This is a genomic window from Paenibacillus sp. lzh-N1, assembly GCF_002872435.1.
In the GTDB taxonomy this organism is placed as follows: Bacteria; Bacillota; Bacilli; order Paenibacillales; family Paenibacillaceae; genus Paenibacillus; species Paenibacillus polymyxa_C.
In genome coordinates, this window is the sequence record NZ_CP025696.1 from 4,898,077 (window position 1) to 4,923,378 (window position 25,302).

At 51.2% G+C, this 25,302-nt stretch carries 1 protein-coding gene (only partly in view); it reads right to left on the bottom strand.

The window, feature by feature from the left end:
• Positions 1 to 25,260: the 5' portion of a non-ribosomal peptide synthetase gene (locus C0638_RS21690; protein ID WP_102163789.1), read on the bottom strand. Its footprint begins 17,130 nt before the window's first position; 25,260 of the gene's 42,390 nt are visible here — the first part of the coding sequence; it begins with the start codon at positions 25,258 to 25,260; its stop codon lies off the left edge, out of view.
• Positions 25,261 to 25,302 lie beyond the last annotated feature (42 nt).

The following is a 25,302-nucleotide window of genomic DNA, read 5'->3' on the forward strand; positions in this document are numbered from 1 at the left end:
GCCGTAGCGATCATGCATCCACAAAATCCGGTTTAACACGGAATGGTGCTCCACCATTACACCCTTCGGTTTTCCAGTGGAACCGGAGGTGTAGATGACATAGGCGACATGATGCGGCCCAGCCAGGGGCTCCAGATTTGAACCATCTTCGTGGTAAATATTCTTGCCAGCCTGCTCCTGACGATCTAGCACCAGCACCTGACCGTCGAAACTCCGTGATGCTTGCTCCGCCAGATGCGATTGCGTCAGCACCAGCTTCGCGCCTGAATCCTCCAGCATAAAGCGGATGCGGTCGGCCGGATATTCCGGATCGATCGGTACATAAGCTCCGCCTGCTTTGAGGATCGCATAGATACCTACGATCATGTCCAGCGAACGATGGACCAGAATGCCTACAGGCTGATCCGGTTCAACCCCTTGCGCACGCAAGGTGCGTGCGAGACGGTTGGCTCGCTCGTTTAGCTCACGGTAGGTCAACATCTCCGACCCGAATATTACCGCTGCCTGATCCGGTGTAATTGCTGCCTGCTGCTCAAACAGTGCGCTTAGCGTTTGATCCTGCGGATAGGCTGCCGCCGTATCTCCCCACACCTGAATGATCTGTGCCTGTTCTTCCGGTGTCACCAATTCCAGCTCATCCACACGGATATGCGGATTGTTCACGATTTGCTCGATGACATGCAGTACATGTCCCTGCATCCGCTCGATCGTAGACCGATCGTATACATTGGCGTTGTATCTGAACATGATGCGGAAGGTTTCATCCGGCATCACAATCAAGTCCAGATCATAGTTCGTCTGCTCAACAACCTCTACATTCGTAATGTCAAATGCAGACGGACGAACTTCACCCAACTGCTCGACTTGCTCCTCTACCGGGTAATTCTCAAATACCATAATGTGATTAATCAGATTTTGCTTCTGCTCGGTCAGCGCCTGGATTTCATATAGCGGGAAGCTGTCATATACTCCCGAAGCCAACGCTTGCTCCTGCGTGTTCCGCATGATGTCCACAAACGTGGCATTCCGCTCACTTTGAATCCGAACCGGGATCGTATTAATGAACAGACCGATCATATTTTCTACACCCGCAATATCCGTCGGACGTCCAGATACGACACTGCCGAATACAACATCTTCATTGTTATTATATTTCTGCAAAATAACGCCCCACACGCTCTGCATCAGCGTATTAATCGTGACCTGCTGCTGCTTGGCAATCCGGTACATGGCTTCGCTCCACGTTGGATCCAGATCTACCGTTACTTTTTCAGAAACATATTCGCTGGCTTCGCTTGCTGTCGAGGATACCGCATGTTCCCTGCTGTCCGTCACGTGGTCTTTCGATGCAGTATCCGATCCAGGCAGCAACGTCTGCTGTTCAAAGCCTGCCAAATAGTTGCTCCAATACTCTTTTGCCGCACGTTCGTCCTGACGCTCCAGCCATTCGATATATTGGCCATACGGTGTGATCGGAGCCAGCTCCGGCTGTTTCTGCTCCAGCAGCGCAAAGTACGTACCAAACACTTCCCCGGTAACGAGCGATAAGCACCAGCCGTCCATGATGATGTGATGGAAGCTCCAGACCCAGTGATACGTCTCTTCATCGGTCTGCCATACCTGTACGCGCATGAGTGCATCCGTACCGAGATCAAAGCCCCGAGCCTGATCCTCCTGCTTCAACGCCTGGATATACGCCTGTTGTTCTGCTGGCTGCATTCCGCGTACATCCTTGAAGGACAGATCGCTATCTTTGTGACGGAACACCAGTTGCAATGGCTCCTGACCGTGTCCGGTCTCAAACCGATGGAAATTCGTCCGCAGCGCTTCATGGCGCTGTGTCAGCAGATCCAGGCTCTGACGGAAAATAGCAACATCGAAGCTGCCTTTTTGATCAAACGAGGCTTGCTGGAAGTATGCGCCTGAGTCCGGTTCCATCAAGCTATGGAACAGCATCCCTTTCTGCATGGGAGAAAGAGCATACACATTTTCCAGTTCACCCACAGAAGCCGTTTGCTCCGTCAATTGCTCCAGTTGTTCCAACGACAAGCCTTTGAACAAGACATCGCTTGGCGTTAGTTTGCTCCGCTCTTGGGAGGCACAATGCTTGATGACTTCCTGCAAGCTTTCCCGTAGCAACTGCGCAAACTTTTCTACGTTTTGCTGATGATATACTTGGCTGTCATAGCGAATTTCCAGTGTCAGCACGCCTGCTGTAATCATGCCGTTCACATTCAGCGGCTGCTCCAGCACGGTATGATCACTCATTGGCTCTCCATCTGAATGCGAAGACAGCACGATATCGCTTTGTTCCAAATCCTGATCAAATTGTCCCAAATAGTTAAAACTGATCTCTGGCTGCAGGCTCCAGGAAGAGGTAGCATCATCCGAAGACATATACTTCAAAATACCGTAGCCAATGCCCTTATGCGGGACATGGCGCAGGTCCTCTTTTACCCGCTTGATGCGCTGCCCTACTTCTGATGTTCCATCCACATCCAGCAGTACCGGATACTGACTCGTAAACCAGCCCACGGTACGTGTGATATCCACATCTGGAACAATAGCTTCCCGGCCATGCCCCTCCAGATTGACCAGCACACGCTTCTGCCCGCTCCAGTTGTACAATGCGCTACCGAGTGCGGTTAACAGCAGATCATTGACCTCCGTGTTGTACGCACGATGTGATTCCTGAAGCAGCAACCGGGTTTCCTGTTCGTTCCAAGCCACGGTCACCGTCTCACTATCTCTGACCCAAAAAGGCTGTCCTGCTGCTTTATCTTGATCCTTAGGTAGCGATGCGACTGCCATGTGGGCAAGACGCTGCCAGTATTCGCGTTCGTTGTCGATGGCCGGACTGTTCGCATATTGAGACAACCGCTCTGCCCAAGCGGAGAACGAATCCGTTTTATAAGGCAAGCGAATCGCTTCTCCCCGAACGGCCTGCTCATAGCCAGTAGCAAAATCTTCAAACACAATCCGCCATGAGATCCCGTCTATGACCAAATGGTGAATGGCAATCAGTAAATGATCTCCATCCATGCAGCGGAAAAGTCCCAGCTTCACCAGCGGTCCTTCATCCAGACAAATGGAGCTTTGGATGGCATTGGCTTTCATCTCAATTGCGGCTGCCACCTCTGCCATGTTTTGCACCTTCGTCAAATCTACAACGTCCAGACTGTACAGCTCGCCTTCGTTCACACCGCGATTCCACGCCTCATAGCCCTGTTCGGTCTGACGGAAGACCATACGCAGCGCATCATGATGCTCCGTCACCTGGGTCACCGTGCGATGCAATGCATCTATATCAAAGCCTTCTGCTCGATGCAGCATCACCGACTGGTTAAAATAGTGCGGCTCTGCCGATGCTTGTCCAAAGAACCACTGCTGGATCGGGGTCAGCTTGACGCTGCCCGAAACCTCGCCCTGATCGGCCGTACGGCTAACTGGGTGTACATGACCGCTCAGCAGCGAAATGGACGGATATTGGAACAAATCCTTCATGTCCAGCTTGTAGCCCGCTTGCAGCAAGCGGGAGGATACCTGGATTGCTTTGATCGAATCGCCGCCCAGATCAAAGAAATTATCTAAAATACCGATGTTCTTCGTTCCTAATACAGACTGCCAAATCGAAGCCAACGTCTGCTCCAGTGCTGTGCGCGGCTCTACATAATCCGCTCCGCTTTGCAGACTGCCTTCTGGTGCTGGCAGGGCCTTACGGTCGATTTTACCGTTGGGTGTCAGCGGCATCTGCTCCAACTGAATGAAATACGAAGGTACCATGTAGTTTGGCAGCTCCTCACCCAGGAAGCTGCGCAGCTCCCCAGCGCTTACGTCTCTTTCAGCGACATAGTACGCCACCAGTTGGTTTTGCCCCTGCTCGTCCGCTTGGGCCAGTACGATGACCTCTTGCACGTCTTCCACTTTCAGAATTTGTGCCTCGACTTCGCCCAGTTCGATCCGGTAGCCCCGGATTTTTACCTGATGGTCGATCCGGCCCAAATATTCAATATTGCCGTCTGGCATCCATCTCGCCAAGTCCCCCGTACGGTACATTCGTTCATAGCCTGCTTCACCCGCCGCAAACGGGTTCGCTACAAATTTCTCCGCCGTCAGCTCTGGACGATCCAGATAACCACGCGCCAGACCCGGACCGGACACGTACAGTTCACCTGCTACGCTGACCGGCGCCAAATGTCCATGGATATCCACCATGTATACCCGGTGATTCGGCATAGGACGTCCGATGGAAATGAGCTGTCCTGCCCTTTCATCCTCGGATACCGGCCAGATGGACGTTGCCACCGAGTTTTCAGTTGGACCGTAGCCATTGTAATACGCCACTTGATCCTTCCACTTGTATACCAACTCGGTGGAAGAAGCTGAGCCCGCCGTGAACAAAATACGCAGGTGTGGCATCCGTTCGGGATTCAGATACACCGCATAAGTCGGCGGCAAAGCGGCCACCGTGATGTGGTGATCCGCCATATATTGCTCAAACCGCTCGTAGTTCAAAATCGTTTCTGTCGTTGGCACGTACAATGTAGCCCCGCAGAACAAGGCTTGGAAGATTTCCCAGCAAGCCGCATCAAACGAGTAGCTGGCGAACAACAGCGCATGATCCGACGCACGAATCTTGAGCGTCTGATCAAAATACGTTTTCAGATTGCACAGCCCGTGGTGCTCCAGCATCACGCCCTTCGGCTGCCCGGTTGTACCTGACGTGTAGATCACATACGCCAAATCGTTTGGACCAGACAGCGGCTCCAGGTTGGAACCATCCTCGTGGTACACCGATTGTTCCCCATCCAATACCAGCACTTGACCGTCGATAACGGCTTTGTCCACCAGATGACTTTGTGTCAATAGCAGCTTCGCTCCCGAGTCATCCAGCATATAGCGGATACGTTCCTCCGGATAGGTTGGATCGATAGGAACATAGGCGCCTCCGGCTTTTAAAATCCCGAAGATGCCCACAAGCATGTCCACCGACCGCTCGGTCATCAGACCCACCAAACGATCTTTCGTCACGCCTTGACTGCGCAAGGTACGCGCTAATCGATTGGCGCGTTCATTCAGCTCACGGTAAGTCAGCGCTTCTCCTTCAAAGAACAAGGCTGTCTGCTCTGGCGTCTGTGCCGTTTGCGCCTCGAACAAGCCGTGAATCGTTTGCTCGCTTGGATAGGCTACCGCTGTATTGCCCCAGACCTCAACGATCTGCTCGCGTTCCTGCGCGGTTATCATATCCAGCTCCTGTACACGGATGTCCGGCTTCGCAGTCACCTGCTCCAGCAGCTGCACCAGATGACCTCGAATGTGCTCTACACTTTCCCGTTCAAAGGCCAGGGCATTATAGCCAAAGCTCATGTGGATGGTATCCCCTGGCAGCACCACCAGGTTAAAGTCATAGTTGGTCTGCTCGACAGACTCGGCTCCTGTGATGGTGAAGCTGGATGCCTCACCACTACCTAATTGCTCGATTTGTTCCTCTACCGGATAGTTCTCAAAAATAAGAATATGGTTGATCAAATCCTGCTTAAGCTCCGACAGCCCCTGAATTTCATACAGCGGATACGTATCATACACATGGGAATCAATCGATTGTTCCTGGACGTGCTTCATCACGCCCGAGAATACACTGTCCTTATGACTACGGATACGTACTGGAATCGTATTGATAAACAGGCCAATGATATGCTCCACATTCGGAATGTCTGCCGGACGTCCAGATACTACGCTGCCAAACACGACATCATCAGTACCATTATATTTTTGCAGCAAAAGGCCCCAAACGGTCTGCATCAACGTATTGACGGTGACCTGATAACGCTTGGCTATGTGCTGAATACGAGCGGTTAGTTCCGCGCCCAAATCAAAATCCAGACGCTCCGCCTGATACCCCGTTTTGCCCTGGATTTTTGCCTGTGGCAAGCGGGACTGCTCCTCATATCCTTCCAGCACCTTGCTCCAGTAGCTGGATGCGGCCTGACGATCCTGCTGTTCCAGCCATTCGATATACTGACTGTACGAGGTTACAGGGGCCAGTTCCGGTTGTTTATGAGCCAGTATCGCAAAATAACTTGCAAACACTTCGTTTGTCACCAGCGACAAGCACCAGCCGTCCATCACAATATGGTGGAAGCTCCATACAAAACGATACGTCTCCTCACCTGTGCGCAACACAGCGACACGCATCAAGGCGTCTTGTGCCAGGTCAAAGCCTCTTTGCTTGTCTTTACGCGTAAATTCGAGCATGTATTCGTTTTGCTGCTCGTCCTCCATGTCCCTTAAATCTTCAACATACAGTTCGCTGCGCTTATTCCGGTACACGACCTGAAGCGGTTCATCCTTCCAGCCGCTGTAGAAGTTCGTGCGCAGTACCGTATGCCGCTGCACCAAGACATCCAAACTGGCTGCAAAGGCAGCAATATTAAACTGTCCTCGCAGATCAAAGGAGGCCTGTTCAAAATACGCGCCCGATTGCGAATCCATCAGATTGTAAAAGAGCATGCCCTTTTGCATTGGCGTCAGTGCGTACACATTTTCCAGCTCACCGATACGTGCCGCTTGTTCCGCAATCTGCTCCAGCTCTCCCGTTGTCAAACCTTTGAAGGACACATCACTTGGGGTCAGTTCCGGCTGCTCCTGAGCGGCGCAATGCGCAATGACCTCTTGTAAAGCGGATTGCAGCAGGCTCGCCACACGCTCCAGCGTTTCTTTGCGATACTGCTTACGGCTGTATGCGATCGTCAAACGCAGCGTGCCTTCCGAGATCATTGCGTTCAAATCCAGCGTGTACAGTAACGGTGAATGGGCATCCTCTGTTTCCCCTGCACGGTAGGAGGACAACGTGATTCCACTGTTTTGCAGATCCTGATCGACCTGACCCAAATAGTTAAAGCTGATTTCCGGTTCTGCTGCGATCGTGTCCATTTCATCTGCAGGCAACGCAGAGGACAGGTAACGCCAAGTGCCATAGGTCAGCCCTTTATGCGGAATACGCCGCAATCCTTCCTTCGTTTCTTTAATCCGCTCTGCCAGTGTCATTTCCTTGCCGGTCTCCAGCAGCACTGGATACAAGCTCGTAAACCAGCCTACTGTACGTGTAATATCCACCTCTGGCAAGATCGCTTCCCGACCGTGTCCCTCCAGGTTCACCAGTACATGGCCTGCACCTGTCCAGTTGTGCACCGCGAGTCCCAGCGCGGTCAGCAGCAAATCATTGACCTCGGTGTTATAGGCGCGATGTGCATGCTTCAGCAGTTGCTGGGTTTCAGCTTCAGTCCACTCTACTGTCAGCACTTCGCTATCTGCATTCACGGAATCCTCGTAGGCAAAATCCTTAGGTAGCGGCGCAGCTTCAGCTTTGACCTGTTCCAGCTGCTTCCAATAGACTTCATCCGGTGCAGCCTCAGGACGGTTAGCATAAGAGGATAACTCCCGTGCCCAAATTTGGAAGGAATCTGTTTTATATGGCAATCGTACGGACTCGCCCTGGATCGCCTGCTCGTAGCCTGTCGAGAAATCTTCAAACAGAATCCGCCACGACACTCCGTCCACCACCAAATGGTGAATAGCGATCAGCAGATGGTCGCCCTCCGCTGTGCGGAACCATCCGAGTTTCACCAAAGGTCCTGCGGACAGGTCCATGCTGCTTTGGATTTCCGTTGCCTTCGCTTCCAGCGCTTCCGCATAAGCGGCCCGTTCACGGTAGTCCACCGTTTCCAGTGTATATAACGTGCCTTCCTCTACATGGCGAGTCCAAGCTGTATAACCAGCGGAAGTCTGATGGAATACCGTACGCAGCGCATCATGATGCTTCACGAGGTGATCCATGGCTTGGCGAACCGCTGTCTCCTCAAAACCCTCGGCGCGATAGAGCATAACCGCCTGATTAAAGTGCTGTGGACGCTCGCGCTCCTGCGCAAAGAACCAATGCTGGATCGGAAGTAGCGCCGTTTCCCCGCTGACTTCTTCCTGATCTGCCATACGACGGACCTCATGCATATGCGGTGCCAGGGCTTCAACGGTTGGATACTGGAACAAATCCTTCATGTCCAGCTTATAGCCAGCCTGGAACGCACGGGAGGCGATTTGGATCGCCTTGATCGAATCACCGCCCAGGTCGAAGAAATTGTCCAGAATACCGACCGTCTGCAGCCCCAGTACCGACTCCCAGACGGCTACCAAAGCGCGTTCTTGCGCCGTACGCGGCTCTGCATAATCTACTCCGGTTTGCAGACTGCCTTCCGGTGCCGGCAAGGCCTTGCGGTCGATTTTGCCATTCGGTGTCAGTGGCAGCTGTTCCAGTTGTACAAAGTACGATGGCACCATGTAGCCTGGCAGCTCCCGTCCCAGCTCACTTCTTAGCTTGCTGGCATCGACTTCTTGTCCCGCGACATAGTAGGCCACCATGTGGTTTTGGCCCATTTCGTCCATACGGGCCACGACCACGGCTTCGCGTACCGATTCCACCTGGAGCAGCTGCGATTCGACCTCGCCCAGCTCAATCCGATAACCCCTGATTTTCACCTGATGATCGATCCGGCCCAGATATTCAATGTTGCCGTCCGGCATCCATCTCGCCAAATCGCCGGTGCGGTACATCCGTTCATAGCCTGCTTTGCCTCCGGCAAACGGGTTCTCTACAAATTTCTCGGCCGTTAGTTCTTCGCGTTTCCAATAACCACGGGCTAATCCTTCCCCTGCAATACATAATTCGCCCGGCACACCGATTGGCTGCAATCCCCCATCCGCGTTCATGATATATATTTGGGTATTCGCGATAGGACGTCCGATATTAATTTGATGAGCATGGGTCAGTTCCTGTACAGTCGACCAAACTGTCGTTTCTGTAGGTCCGTACATATTGTAAATGCGAGGGCCGTTTATCTTTTGCAGATCTCCCAACAGCTTGGACGGTAGAGCTTCACCCCCGACCATAATTGCCTTCACGCTTTGCAGTGCGTGGGAACCTGTTTCATGACCCAGTAGCATTTGCACCCGCGATGGTGTCATTTGCAACATCTCAATATGATGATGAGTAATCAACTCACCTAGTGCCTGAGGATTCACCTGATGCTGGCGGTCGCCAAGCACAACCGTCATGCCACCCAGCAGAGGCAGGATGGTTTCCAAGACAAAAATATCGAATGAAATGGTCGTCAGTGACAAAATGGTTTGACTCGTTTCAAAGTCAATTGCTTCGCGCATACCTGTAATAAAGTTGATTACTGAGCGATGCTGGAGCATAACCCCTTTCGGATTTCCAGTTGAACCAGAGGTATAGATGACGTAAGCCAAATGCTCTGGGCGGGCAATCGCCTCCAGGTTGCTGCTTTCTCCCTGATACAATTCTGCATCCTCAATAAATATTGCATTGGCGTTGCAATGGTGCTCTTCCAACAGATCACGACTGGTCAGAAGCACTGTGGCCTCGCTATCTTCCAGCATGTATTGAATACGAGATGACGGAAATTCGGGATCAATTGGCACATATGCACCGCCTGCTTTTAGAACGGCCAGCAGACCTACGATCATTTCCACTGAGCGATGCACCATCAGGCCGACCAGCTTATCAGGTCCTACCCCCTGTGCTTGAAGTATTCGTGCCAATGAGTTGGCTCGTTCATTCAGCTCCCGATAAGTCAGACTCTGATGTCCAAACATTAATGCTACCTGATCCGGTGTCTGTGCCACCTGTTCCTCGAACACCGCACTTAATGTCTGATCCTGTGGATAAGCTGTTGCAGTATCGCCCCAAACCTGAATAATCTGCGCTTGTTCTTCCGATGTTATCAATTCCAACTCACTCACACGGATATTCGGATTCTCCACAATTTGCCTAATGACATGCTCGATATGACCCTTGATGCGCTGCATTTCGGACCGGTTATATACCAGTTCATTGTATTCCAGCAGGATCGTGATATCCTCGTCAGGCACGACAATCAGGTTAAAATCGTAGTTGGTTTGCTCTGCAATTGCCACATTGGCTATAGATAAGCCTGTATGTGCGTCTGCTTCGCCGGAATCAATCGCCTGAGATATCTTTTGCCCGATCGGATAGTTTTCAAAGACCATAATATGATTAATCAGGTCTTGTTTTTGTTCAGTTAGCGCCTGAATATCGTAGAGCGGAAACGTGTCATATGGACCGGAGCTCAAAGCCTGTTCCTGTGTACGCTTTAATATTTCAGCTAATGTTGCATTCCGCTCACTGTAAATGCGTACCGGAATTGTATTAATGAACAAACCGATCATGCTCTCCACGCCTGCGACTTCTGCCGGACGCCCGGATACCACACTACCAAACACGACATCCTGATTATTATTGTATTTCTGTAAAATAACACCCCACGCACTCTGTAAAATCGTATTAATTGTTACTTTCTGTTGCTTTGCAATACGCTTCAATGCGGTACTCCGCTCTTTACCTAACCCAAAGGTCACCTTCTCCAAAACATAGCCTGTATCCGAACGCCCGTCACTTCCGTCTGCATCCTCATTCTGCACTGTTACAGAAGCCTGCGCTTTCTCACCAAGTAACAAGGTCTGTTGCTCATAACCCGCCAAATAGTCGCTCCAATAGCGAGCCGCTTCCTGCGCTTTCTGCTGTTCCAGCCATTCAATGTAACGGCTATATGGTCTGACAGGTGGTAGTTCCGGCTGCCTGTTCTTCATCAAAGACGAATACGCACTTAGCACTTCTTCCATGACAAGTGACAGACACCAGCCGTCCATCAGGATATGATGGAAGCTCCATACAAATCGGTATGAGCAATCCCCTGTACGGAAGACAGCTATACGCATCAGCGCATCCTTGCCTAAATCAAAGCCTCGAGCTTTGTCCTGAGTCACAAATTCAGCTACAGTGTGTTCACGCCCTCTGGCATCCTCGTAACGGAAGCTCGGATTTTTATGACGATAGACAACCTGCAACGGTTGACCATACCAGCCACTGTAGAAATTTGTCCGGAAAATTGCATGACGGCTTACGAGCAGCTTCACGCTTTCCTCAAACATGCTCGGTTCAAACTCTCCTTCAAGATCAAACGTCAACTGTTCAAAATACACTTCGGTTTGTGTATTCATCAAACTATGGAACAGCATACCCTTTTGCATTGGCGTTAGCGGGTACACGTCTTCCAATTCCCCAACCGTCTTTGTCTGCTCCTTAATCGTATCTAATTGCTCCAAGGTCAGACCTTTAAACAGTACATCACTTGGAGTCAATTCGTTCTGCTCCCTTGCAACACAGTGCTCGATAATTTCAAGCAGATTGGCTTTTAGCAGGTTAGCCAGCATTTGGATGGTGTCCTTACGGAAGACCTTGCTGTTATATCGAATATCCAGTTTCAGGATACCGTTGGTTACACTCGCGTCCACAATGAAATCGTATTTCATCTCCAGCTGACCACTAACGACCGATCCAATCGAGTAAGGTGACATACGGATATCACTGTTTTGCAACTCCTGATCAAACTGTCCGTGATAACTCAAGCTTACCTGTGGCTCGGCAAAAGCTTGATGTTGACCGAGATTCAGTGCATCTGCTTGCTGACCCGTGGCTTGGCCGGATTCATTCAAATGTCTCCAGATTCCGTAGCCAATTCCCTTATTCGGGATATCACGCAGACTCTCTTTGACCTGTTTGATGCGTCCCGATAAAGTAGAATCACTGTCGATGTTCAACCATATTGGATATTGAACCGTAAAGCAACCTACCGTACGAGAAAGGTCCGTATCTGGTAAAATGCCCTCACGTCCATATCCTTCCAAATTGATCAGGCTACGTTCATGACCGGTCCATGTGTACAGCATCATGCTCAAAGCTGTCAGCAGCAGATCGTTCACTTCCGTGTTATATGCGCGGTGCGCTTGCTTCAATAGCCGTTCTGTCTCTTCTTCCGAAAGCTTAACGACCATTTTACCCGTGTCAGCCAAGATAAATTTGCCATCCTGTGCTTGATCTTCAGGCAAGCGTACCTGGTCAGCCAAAGCGGATGCGTTCAGATGCTCCCAATAGGCGCGTTCGCCTTCCAGTGCTGCACTATTCGCATAGGTGTACAGTCTTTGAGACCAGGAACGGAACGAGTCCGTTTTATCCGGTAACTGAAGCACTTCTTGATGGACGGCTTTCTCATAGACTGTGGCTAAATCCTCCAACAAAATGCGCCACGATCCCCCGTCTGCCACCAAATGGTGGATGGCTATGAGCAAATGATCCCCATCCGCACAGTGGAACAAACCAGCTTTAAATAGCGGGCCTTCATGCACATAAATACTGCTTTGAATTTCGCTGACTTTCGCCTCAATCGTCGCACTAAGCAAGGCTTCATCAGTGACATCTCTAAAGTTCAATACATCCAGATGATACAATTCGCCCTCATGTACTCCACGGTTCCATGCTTCATAGCCTTGCTCCGTCTTTCTGAACACCATACGTAATGCATCATGGTGCTCAGTTAGCTTCATGAGCGCCTGACGTAGAGCGGATTCGTCAAAGCCCTGCTCCAGATGCAGCATAACCGCCTGGTTAAATGGATACGCATGCACTTGCCCTTGTTCTGCAAGCCAGTATTGGGTCGGCGTTAGCGCCACTTTCCCCGTGACCTCGCCTTGCTCGGTCGTTTGCTTGTCCGCTAACCGAAGATGCGGAGCCAGCTCCTTCACATTTGGAAATTTGAACAAGTCCTTCATATCCATCTTGTACCCGGCTTGAAGCAGTCGGGAAGAGAATTGAATCGCCTTGATGGAGTCGCCGCCCAGATCAAAGAAGTTGTCTAAAATACCGACCGTTTGTACGTTCAGAACGGACTGCCAGATTGCTACGAGTGCCCGTTCGGCTCCAGTGCGCGGCTCTACATACTCCGCACCGCTTTGCAGACTCCCTTCGGGTACCGGCAGAGCCTTGCGGTCAATTTTGCCGTTTGGACTCAGTGGCATCTGCTCCAGCTGTACAAAGTAGGATGGTACCATGTAGCTTGGCAGTTCTCGGCCCAGCTCACTTCTCAGCTCACTGGCACTGAGTTCTTGCCCCGCAACATAGTAGGCCACCATTTGGTTTTGGCCCGTTTCATCCGCACGAGCCATGACCACGGCTTCTCGTACCGATTCCACCTGGAGCAGTTGCGTTTCCACCTCGCCCAGTTCGATTCGATAACCCCGAATTTTTACCTGATGGTCAATCCGTCCCAAATATTCGATGTTCCCGTCTGGCAACCATCTCGCCAAATCGCCTGTGCGGTACATCCGCTCATAGCCTGCTTCCCCACCAGCAAACGGATCGGCTACGAATTTCTCAGCCGTCAGCTCCGGTCGGTTCAGGTAACCGCGGGCTACGCCGACACCGCCGATGCACAGCTCACCCGCAACCCCAATCGGCTGCAATTGCTCTTTGCCTTCCTTCACGATGTACAAACGAATATTTTGAATCGGTTTCCCGATGGGAATAACTGTATATTCTTCATCCAGCTTGCAATCGAAGTACGATACGTCCACCGTCGCTTCCGTCGGGCCGTACAGGTTGATCAGCTTCGCTCCTGCTAGGCTCGACACGAGACGTTGGAACCTCGCCACATGCTGCGGTGGTAAGGCTTCACCACTGGCAAAGACATGGCGCAGCGTGCCCAGCTTCGCTTGCATCACTTCCCGTGGCTGTTGCTCCACGTACTCCAGGAACGCATGCAGCATAGCAGGTACAAAGTGCATCGTGGTCACGCCATCACGGGCAATCGTGTCAACGATGTCTTCCGGGTTCTTCTCCCCGCCGACTGACAGCAAACTCACCTTCGAGCCGACCATCGACCACCAGAACAGCTCCCACACCGACACGTCGAAGGTGAAGGTGGTTTTTTGCAGAATTGTATCCTCCGCACTCAAGCCGTAGCGATCATGCATCCACAAAATCCGGTTCAGCACGGAATGGTGCTCCACCATTACACCTTTCGGTTTTCCAGTGGAACCGGAGGTGTAGATCACATAGGCGACATGATGTGGCCCCGACAACGGCTCCAAGTTGGAGCTATCTTCGTGGTAGATGTCGTTGCGTTCCAACACCAGCACCTGGCCGTCGAAACTCAGCGATGCTTGCTCGGCCAGGTGCGATGACGTCAGCACGAGTTTCGCTCCCGAATCCTCCAGCATAAAGCGGATGCGGTCGGCCGGATATTCCGGATCGATTGGTACATAAGCTCCGCCAGCCTTAAGGATCGCATAGATGCCTACGATCATGTCCAGCGAGCGCTGCGCCAGAATGCCTACCGGCTGTTCCGATTCTACTCCTTCTGTGCGCAAGGTGCGTGCAAGACGGTTGGCTCTCTCGTTCAGTTCACGATAGGTTAAGGATTGATGCTCCCAAACGACAGCTACATGATCTGGTGTGCGTTCAGCCTGCTCCTCAAACAGCTTTTGGATCGTCTGATGGCTTGGATATGCTGAAGCCGTCGCATTAAACGCTCCTGTAATCTGCTGCTTTTCCGCTGCTGTGACTAATTCCAGCTCTTCAACCCGAACATGCGGGTTGAGCGAAATTTGCTCCAGCAGGCGTGCTAAATGCCCATGCAGACGCTCAATACCTGCTTGATCAAAGCTGAGCGCGTTATACATAAAGCGAATCTTGATGCCTTCTCCCGGCATAACAGCTACGTTCAGATCGTAGTTGGTTTCCTCTGTAGCCACCACGTTCGAAATCGTAAATTTATCCTGTCCCTCGCTACCTAACTGTTCTACCTGCTGTCCCACCGGATAATTTTCAAATATCATAATATGATTGATTAAATCCTGTTTCTGCTCGGTCAGCGCCTGAATTTCATACAACGGGAATGCATCGTAGGCATTGGAAGCCAGCGCCTGCTGCTGGGTTCGTTTCATCAGCTCGACAAAGGTTTCACCTTGTTCAGACTGCACACGCACTGGAATGGTATTAATGAACAGCCCGATCATGTGCTCCACGCCTGGAATATCCCCTGGGCGACCAGACACGACGCTACCGAACACGACATCCGTACTGTTGTTATATTTTTGCAACAGAACGCCCCATACGGTCTGAATCAGTGTGTTGATCGTGACCTGATTTTGCTTCGCCACCCGTTCGATCTGAGTAACCAGCTCTGGCTGGAAGTTACATTCCAGATCTTCAGCGACATACTCCCCGGATTGTAAAGATTTCGACTGTGTTTTTTGCTGTGGAAGCGTAATTTGCTGCTCGTAGTCCGCCAGATACCCACTCCAGTATTGCAAGGCCGCCTCACGGTCCTGACGCTCCAACCATTCGATAAATCGGCTGAACGGCGTGACTGGCTCCAGCGCTGGCTCATGACCCGCGCGCAGTGCCAGATAGCTACCGAATACCTCCTGTGTCATAAAGGACAAGCACCAGCCATCCATCAAAATGTGATGGAAGCTCCAAACAAAGTGGTACGTTTCATCCCCGGTTTGCAAAATGGAAACACGAATGAGTGCATCCTCTGCCAGATGGAATCCTTTTGCTTTATCTTCGATGACAAAAGCTTCAACACGAGCTGCTCGCTCCTCTTTCTCCAGTCCGCGCAAGTCTTCATAATATAATTGTCCGCTACGATTGCGGAAAACGACCTGTACAGGCTCATCCTTCCAGGAGTTGATAAAGTTCGTCCGCAATGCCTCATGACGCTGCACGAGCAAATCAAAACTTTTACCGAAAGTAACCACATCAAAACGCCCGTTCAACTCAAAGGTGGCCTGCTCAAAATAAGCCGCCGAATTCTCATCCATCAAGCTGTAAAAGAGCATCCCCTTTTGCATCGGCGTCAAGGCATATACATTTTCCAGCTCGCCCAGATCTCGCGTATCTTCCACCAATTGCTCCAGCTCGTCCAGCGTTACATGGTTTAACAGGACATCACTTGGGGTCAGCACCGTTCTTTCTTGGGCAACACAGTGATGAATCACCTCACGCAAGCTGGATGCCAGCAGCTCTCCAAGCCGTTCAATCGTTTCATGACGGAACTGCGTTGTGCCGTAGCGAATCGTGAACATCAACTCGCCATCTTCGATCACTCCATTGATATCCAGCGCAAAATCCATAGTCGCGTTCGTGCTGACAGGCACACCGATAGAATAGGTGGAAGGCTCCAGATCATTGCTTTTATAATCCTGATCGAATTGGCCCAAATAGTTAAAACTGATCTCAGGCTGAGCCTGTAACCGCACGCCTGCTTTCTCCAGCATATTCATATCCGACAGGTATCGTACAATACCATAGCCGATGCCTTTTTGCGGAATATGGCGCAGCCCTTCCTTGATCCTTTTGATCAGACGAGCGGTATATCCCCCTTGTCCCAAACTTCCATCCAGTACAACCGGGAACTGGCTCGTAAACCAGCCGACCGTGCGCGTAATATCCACATCCGGTACAATGGCTTCCCGTCCATGGCCCTCCAGATTGACCAGCACCCGTTCGGAACCAGACCAGTCATAGACTGCTTTTCCGAGCGCAGCCAGCAACAGGTCATTCATTTCCGTGTTGTACGCGCGATGAGCTTGTTTGAGCAGCTGCTCGGTTTCCTGCTTCGTCCAGCGGACCGTCACAACCTCACTGTCTCCAAGCCGTGCATTGTCATTTGCAAAATCCTTCGGCAAAGGCTTCACAAGGCTAGCTTCTGCTTGTTCGATATGCTGCCAGTAAGCAAGCTCCCGCTCCATCGTCGCACTGCTGGCATAGGCTGACAGCTGTTTGGCCCATACCTGGAATGAATCTGTTTTATGCGGCAGTCGGATCGCTGTGCCGGTTTGACCTGCAACAGCCTGCTCATAACCGGATGCCAAATCTTCCAGTAAAATACGCCACGATACACCGTCCACAACCAAATGATGAATGACGATTAGCAAATGGTCGCCCTCAGCGCAGTGGAACAGACCAAGCTTCACAAGTGGGCCCTCACTCAAATGAATGCTGGCTTGAATTTCACTCGCCTTGGCTTCAACAGCGGTGGATTCGTCTTCCACTGCGCTGAAATCTACAATGTCCAGCGTGTATAGCTCGCCTTCCGCTACACTGCGGTTCCAAGCGACATAGCCCTGCTCCGCCTCACGGAATACCGTGCGCAATGCGTCATGATGCTGGACCATACGGTCCATCGTACGGCGCAGCGCGTCGACGTCAAAGCGCCCAGCTCGATACAGCATCATCGCCTGGTTGCTGTGGTGCAGGTCAGCCGGCTGCTGCTCGAAGAACCATCGCTGAATAGGTGTCAGTTCCACCGGGCCTACTGCCTCTTCCTGACTGGCCATCTTGCCATCTGTACGAAGCAAAGGACTGAGTGCCGCTACCGTCGGATTACTGAAGAGATCCTTCATGTTCAATCGATAGCCTGCTTGCATCAATCGGGACGAGACTTGCAAGGCTTTGATCGAATCGCCACCCAGCTCAAAGAAGTTATCCTGCGTGCCTACGGCTTCCACGCCCAGTACTCCAGCCCATACCGCAGCCAGTACTTGCTCCACTGTGGTACGCGGGGCTACATAGGCTGCTCCCGTATAGATGCTGCCTTCCGGCTCCGGCAAGGCCTTGCGGTCGATTTTGCCGTTGCTGGTCAGCGGGATGGTCTCCAGTCGCATCAGACGTGCAGGCACCATGTGTGCTGGCAGTCCGGCTTCCAGCTCGGTCTGTACTTCCTCCATCCGCAGCTCGGCTTCTCCCGTGATGTATCCGCACAAATATTTGTTTCCACGCTCGTCCGTCCGGTCGATGACTACGGCTTGACGCACACCTGGCACTCGCTGGATCGCCGTTTCAATCTCGCCCAGCTCAATCCGGTATCCCCGGATTTTGACCTGGTAGTCCATCCGGCCAATAAAGTCCACATTACCGTCCGGCATCCACCGCGCCAAATCGCCTGTGCGATACAAACGTTCCCCCGGTACGTACGGGTTCGCTACGAATTTCTCGGCGGTCAGGTCCGCACGGTTCAGGTACCCCCGTGCCACGCCAGCACCGCCAATGCACAGCTCACCCAGTACGCCGATCGGCACCGGATTCAGCTGGCTGTCCACGATGTAGAAGCGTGCGTTCAGCCACGCTTGACCAATCGGCACATGGCCGCTGCTTGGCAGCTTCGATAGCTCTTCGTCATAGAAGCTGGAGTCAATCGCCGCTTCGGTGACGCCGTAGCTGTTCATGATGCGGATATCTGCGCCAAACCGTTCTTGCAGCACCCGGTAGTCCGTCACGCTGCAGCTATCCGAGCTGGTGATCAGCAGTTCCATGCTGCTCATGTCCAGCCCCTGTTCATGCACATGCTGCATAAACGGTACGATCAAAGCTGGTGTCGATTCGAACACCGTGATTTGATAATCACGAATCCATCCGTACAAACGGCTTGGATCAATGCGATCATCTTTCGGACAGATAACCATCGTGCCGCCGTTATAGAGCGTCCGTGCAATATCGCCGACGAACACGTCGAAGGAAAAGCTGGCCAGTTGCAACAGTCGTACCGGGAACTGGTTCAGACGGTAATCCCGGCGATACGCCGCAGCCGTATTCACCAAGCTGCGATGTTCGATCATGACGCCTTTCGGACGTCCGGTTGTACCGGACGTATAGATCACATATGCCAAATCGTGTGGTTCATTGATAGGTTCAACATCCGTGGCATCCCCGGTGTACAGCGACTCATCGTCCAATGCCAATACGGTATGCAGACGCAGCCCTGTTGCTGGTTTGGATGCTTCTTCGCTGTCAGACTTCGAATCTAATTTCAAGCTTATGCCTTCACTCAGGCTGTCTCTTTCCATCGTTTCAGCGCCAGCCGCTGTTTTCAATTCACCCTCAGTCTGCCCTCCGACCAAGGCCTGCCGACTTGCCTCCAGCCAACCCTGTGCACGCTCTTGCAAACCGGTTTGCGTTAGCAGCACCGTCGCACCACTGTCCTCCAGCATAAAGCGAATCCGTTCGGACGGATAATCCGCATCCAGCGGCACATATGCGCCTCCTGCTTTCCAGACCGCCAATACACCGACCAGCATGTCTACCGAGCGTTCGCTCAAAATACCCACAATGGACTCGCGTCCAATGCCCTCATTCCGCAATCTGCGAGCAAGCTGGTTTCCACGCTCGTTCAGCTCGCGGTACGTAAACTGCCGTTCCTCGTATACAACGGCCACGTGATCCGGCACAAGCTGTGCCTGTTCTTCCACATAGGCGTGGAACAACAAATTAGATTCTTTTTCATCAGTCCACGCAGCTACGCCTACTGATCCAAAACCATCGATGATTTTTGCTTTTTCCGCAGCAGTCACCAATTGAAGCTCATCTACCCGTGCATCTGGTCTGTGAATCGCTTCTTCAATCATATGCAGCAAATGCTCACGGATTTGCTCTACAGCTGCACGTTCCAACACCTTCGCGTTGTACTCCAAATGGAAATGAATTTCATCACCCGGCACAACCGTAATGTTGAAATCATAGTTCGTTTGCTCTGACATGGAAGCATTGGCAATCGTAAAGCCATTCGCGCCACGGCTACCCATCTGCTCCATGCGCTGTTCCACCGGGTAGTTTTCAAACACGATAATATGATTCACTAGATCCTGTTTCTGCTCGGTCAGGGCCTGAATGTCATACAACGGATAGGTTTCATAGGCACGGGAAGCCAGTGCCAGCTCCTGGATCTGCTTCATTAACGCAGCAAAAGTCATATCTTTCTCACTGTGAATCCGTACAGGAACCGTATTAATGAACAACCCAATCATTTTGTCTATGCCCGGAATATCTGCTGATCTACCAGATACGACACTGCCAAATACCACATCCCGGCTGTTGTTATACCGCTGCAGTACAACGCCCCACGCTGCTTGCAAAAGTGTGTTGACCGTCACTTGCTTCTGCTTAACCAGCTTGTTCATCCGCTCCGTCACTTCACGGCCCAGTGTAAACGAAAGCTTGTCCGCTTCATATGCTTTTGCGTGACCGTCCAGCTGTTTGACCTGCGGCAATACCGTCTGCTGCTCAAAGCCCGCAAAATAATCGCGCCAGAACCGTTCAGCCTCCGTTTTGTCCTGCCGATCCAGCCATTCAATGTATTCGCTGTATGGTGTTACCGGGGCAAGCTCCGGCTTGCGGTCTTCGAGGATAGCAAAGTACGTATTAAATGCTTCCCCTACAACCAGGAACAAGCACCAGCCGTCCATCAAAATATGATGGAAGCTCCATACAAAACGGTACGACTCCTCGCCTGTACGTAAAATAGACACCCGCATCAGCTCGCCTGAGCTGAAATGAAAGCCTTCGGCTTTGTCGCGCTCAGCAAAATCAGCAATGTATGCGTCCTGCTCTTCTTGTCCCATCAAGCGTATATCTTCAAAACGGAACCCGGCAGGTTTGTGGCGGTACACTACCTGTAAAGGCTGTTCATTCCAGCCGCTATAAAAATTCGTTCTGAATATTTGATGGCGATCCACCAGTTGATTGAGGCTTTCGGCAAAAGCCTCCACTTGAAAGCTGCCTTGTAGATCAAATGTCGCCTGCTCAAAATATGCCCCGGATTGCGGCTCCATTAAGCCGTGGAACAGAATGCCTTTTTGCATGGGTGTTAACGAATAAATGTTTTCCAGTTCTCCCGCAGTAGCCGTCTGCTCTACAATATGATCCAGCTCTCCGGCCGTCAGTCCTCGGAAGGACAAGTCGCTTGGGGTCAGCTCCGGCAACTCTTTGGCCACACAGTGAGCCAATACCTCACGTAAACTCTCCTGAAGTAAATCAGCCAGCTTTTTGATTGATTTTTTCATGAACATTTTGTTGCTGTAGCTGATCGTCAGTTCCAGTGCGCCGTCTGTGATCATGCCGTTGATATCCAGCGCATACCGCTTGGTCAATGTGTCACTCATGGAAGCCCCGATGGAATAAGGAGACATGCGGAATGCATTATTTTTCAAATCCTGATCGAATTGTCCGAGATAGTTAAAGCTGATTTCCGGCTCGGCAACAAAAGTTGCTTTCCCTTCTCCGTCAGCAAGATATCTCAAAATCCCGTATCCAATCCCTTTATGCGGCAAACGGCGCAGCCCTTCCTTGACGTTCTTGACACGCTGTCCCACATTCCGGTCCTCGCCCATATCCAGTACAACTGGGAATTGGCTGGTAAACCAACCGACCGTGCGCGTAATATCCATATCCGGCAAAATGGCTTCCCGTCCATGACCCTCCAAGTTTACAAGCACCTGACGGATGCCTGCCCACTCCTGAATGGCGATGCCCAAAGCTGTCAGCAGCAGGTCGTTTGCTTCTGTATTGTAGGCACGATGAGCTTGTTTCAAGAATTGTTCCGTTTCTTCGACCGTCCACGCTACGGTCAGTGTTCGATCATCACGAAGCTGTGGCTTGGCGTGAGATTTACGAGTGTAATCCTTAGGCAATGCCTCTTGAGCAGCACCAGTTCGCTCCACCTGCTCCCAATACGCACGTTCCTTCTCCAACGCGGCGCTGTTCGCATAAGCTGCCAGTTGATCTGCCCACAGGCGGAAGGAATCCGTCTTATTCGGCAAGCGGACAGACTCGCCCCGTAAAGCCTGCTCATAGCCGGATGCCAGATCCTCCAGCAAAATACGCCATGACACGCCGTCGACCACCAAATGGTGGATCGCCACCAGCAAATGGTCTCCATCGATGCAACGGAACAGACCCAGCTTCACCAGAGGACCTTCATCTAGACGGATGCTGCTTTGGATTTCGCTGGCTTTGTTCTCCAGCAAATGAGCAAAGTCAGACTCCGTGGTATAATCCATCACTTCGAGGCTATACAGCTCTCCTTCTTGCACGCCACGGTTCCATGCTTCATAACCACCGTCTGCATTCTGGCGGAATACGATGCGCAAAGCATCATGATGCTCGACAATGCGTTGCAGTGCTTGATGAAGCGCCGTTTCGTCCAAACGATCCTCACGGTGCAACATCAGAGCTTGGTTATAGTGTTCAGGATGGGATGGCTGCTGTTCAATGAACCAATGCTGAATCGGTGTCAATGCCACGTTTCCTCTGACTTCTCCTTGATCGGACACGCGGGTCACCCTCTGCACCCGTCCATTCAGCTCAGCAATCGTTGGATACTGGAACAGCTCCCTCATTTCCAGCTTGTAACCATTTTGCAGCAGTCTTGAAGACACCTGGATGGCCTTGATCGAGTCGCCGCCCAAATGAAAAAAGTTATCCAGAACACCAATCTGTTCGATACCCAGTACAGATTGCCATACCGATACCAATGTCCGCTCTACCTCATTACGAGCGGCTACATAATCCTCGCCGGAATCCACGCTTCCCTCCGGCTGCGGCAACGCACGCCGATCCACTTTGCCATTTGGTGTCAATGGCAATTGTTCCAGCTGTACAAAATACGACGGCACCATGTAACCCGGCAATTCCTGACTCAAGTCGCTTCGCAGCTCACTTGCTGTGATATCCGCAAGGGTGACCACATATGCGCAGAGCTGTTTTTGTCCCTGCTCATCCTCACGTGCAATGACGACAGCTTCTTGCACTGCCTCCAGCTTCAGCAACTGCGCTTCCACCTCGCCTAGCTCAATCCGGTAGCCACGGATTTTCACCTGTGCGTCGATCCGTCCTTTGTATTCCAGCGTTCCGTCCTCATTCCAGCGCACCAAATCGCCTGTACGGTAGCAGCGCTCACCGCTGCGGAAAGGACTGTCTATGAACTTTTCAGCCGTTAAATCAGGACGATTCCGGTAGCCACGTGCCACCCCGTCGCCGCCGACGATTAGCTCACCCCATGCCCCTACAGGCTGAAGCTGCATGGAACGGTCTACAACATACGCTGTGGAGTTGTAGATCGGACGCCCGATCGGTACCGCTTCCGATTGCACGCCAGCAATTGCATGAGTTGTAGAAAAAGTTGTATTTTCCGTTGGGCCATAGCCGTTGATAATCCGTAGGGACGGATGAGCCTCCAGCACCCGGTTAATGTGCGGTACGGATAACACATCACCGCCGACCAGCAGTTCTTGTACCCCCTCGAACAACTCCAGATCCTGCTGGGATAGCTGGTTAAAGAGTGGCGCAGTTAGCCACATTGTCGTAATACCATGGCTGCGGACAGCTTCCTTGAGCTTCGGAGCGTCCAAAATAACATCCTGACTTACCAGTACAAGCTGTCCTCCATTCAGCAACGCACCCCAAATTTCGAAGGTGGACGCGTCAAAGACAACGGCACCAGTTTGCAAAATGCGCGTGTCAGCACCCAGTTGCGCATAGTTTGTATTTTTCACCAAACGCACGACATTGCGATGCTCTACCATAACTCCTTTAGGCTGTCCGGTCGTACCCGAAGTGTACATAAGATAGGCTAGTCGATTGCCAAATGTATGTGCTCCAGTAGTACTGTCTACGACAGACGAAGAAGATTCTTTTAAATTCTCATTTTTCAGATTTAAATAATGGGTAAAATCTGCATGACTAGCTTCGTTTTGTTCCCCATGTATGTTATTCACGTCTTGGTTATTCTTTGTCCCGTACACAGCGGCATCACTCAGATCCAGCACAATTCCGGTGTAATCCTCCGGTTGCTGTTCCGCATGCTGCACCAGCAGCAACTCCGCCCCCGAATCTTCCAACAGGTAGCGCACACGTTCAGCCGGATAATCAGGGTCAATTGGCACATATGCGCCGCCCGCTTTGAGAATCGCAAGCATACCAACGATCATATCTGCGGAACGCTCTGCAACGATACCTACAGTTCGCTCGACAGTAACACCGTGCCCGCGCAGCGTGTGAGCCAGTCGATTGGCTTTTACATTCAATTCGCCATAAGTTAAATAGGCATTGCCAGACACAACTGCTGTCTGATTCGGTGTACGTGCCGCCTGTTCCTCAAACAGCTCATGAATGCCTGCTTCGTGTGGATATTCCACTGTTGTAGCATTGAATACGTCGACGATTTCCGCCCGTTCTTCCTCACTGATCAGCGACAATTCCTGTATTCGCTTGTGTGGGCCCTGTACCATATGCTCCGCCACACTCAAAAATTGTCGAATAATTCGAGCAATTTCCTGCTCACTAAACAGCTCGGTACGATAATCCAGGTATAATACGAGTCTATCGTCATCCAGCATTTCAACCATGTGAATATCGAAGTCATTCACTGTATCTCCGCAGAAATCGTTATCCACCTGCTGAATCGCTTCATCAAAACGAGAGAAACTCAATGTACGGTACTGAATGGATGCCCCAAACAGACGCTGGATGTCCATACTGCTTTGCTGTTCACGTAAATCTTGAATAATTTTGTTGTACGGGTAACGCTGATGCCGCAAAATGGACGCCTGCTCCTTCCCTACACCCTGTAAGAAGGCCAGCAGTTCGGATTCCGGTTCGACCAGCAGACGCGTAGCCACGGTGCTGACGAACATGCCGATGGTATCCTTTTCTTTCTTAGACGTACGGTTGGCATAGAGTGTTCCTACAGTTAAGTCCTGCTCACCCGTCACTTTATGCAAATAAATATACAGAGCGGCTAGGAAGAACGTGAAAATACTGATTTTATGTTCCTCGCAAAAAGCCGTAACACCACGATACAATCCATGTTCCAGTATAAAACTCTCCCGGCGTGCAGCTGTGCTCAGTGTCAGCGGGTTATATGATTTTAAACCTGTGGTCTCTGGCAAATCAGCAAACTTTTCCGTCCAATACGTCTTGTCCTTTTGATAGCGATCAGATTGCTCATAGCTTTGCTCTACCTGAATAAAATCCAGATAAGGATTGCCTTTGGTTGATGCATCCTGTCCTGTACCGTGCACAATATCCATATAATGTCCAGTGATTTCATTAATGGCCTGATTCATGGACACGCCGTCCGAAATAATATGATGCATTTTAAAATTAAACCAGGTTTCTTCTGCCCCTAACTGCAAAATAACAAATCGGTACAGCTGCGAATTCAACAATGAGAACGGCTGTGGATTATGGCGCTTTAACCATTCATTCGCTTCTTCCAGGGTTACTTGAAGCGTTTCAATACTTTCCGCTGTAAACGGCTCTACATATTGATATGGGATTCCATCCTGAGCAGTGATTTTGATACGGAAAGAATCGTTTTGGGCAATCACCCGGTTCATTGCTTGCTGCAATGCATCTATACGAACAGTTCCTCTGATTTTTACAGTAGCAATAATGGTTGAAGTGTTCCGATGAGGATACAAAAGCTCCGTGTACCAAATACGTTGCTGTGGCTGGCTTAAGGAAAACAATTGAACATCTTGCTTTGTCATCCGTCTCTCTCCTCGCAAAATAGATATTTGGTAAAAAGAAAA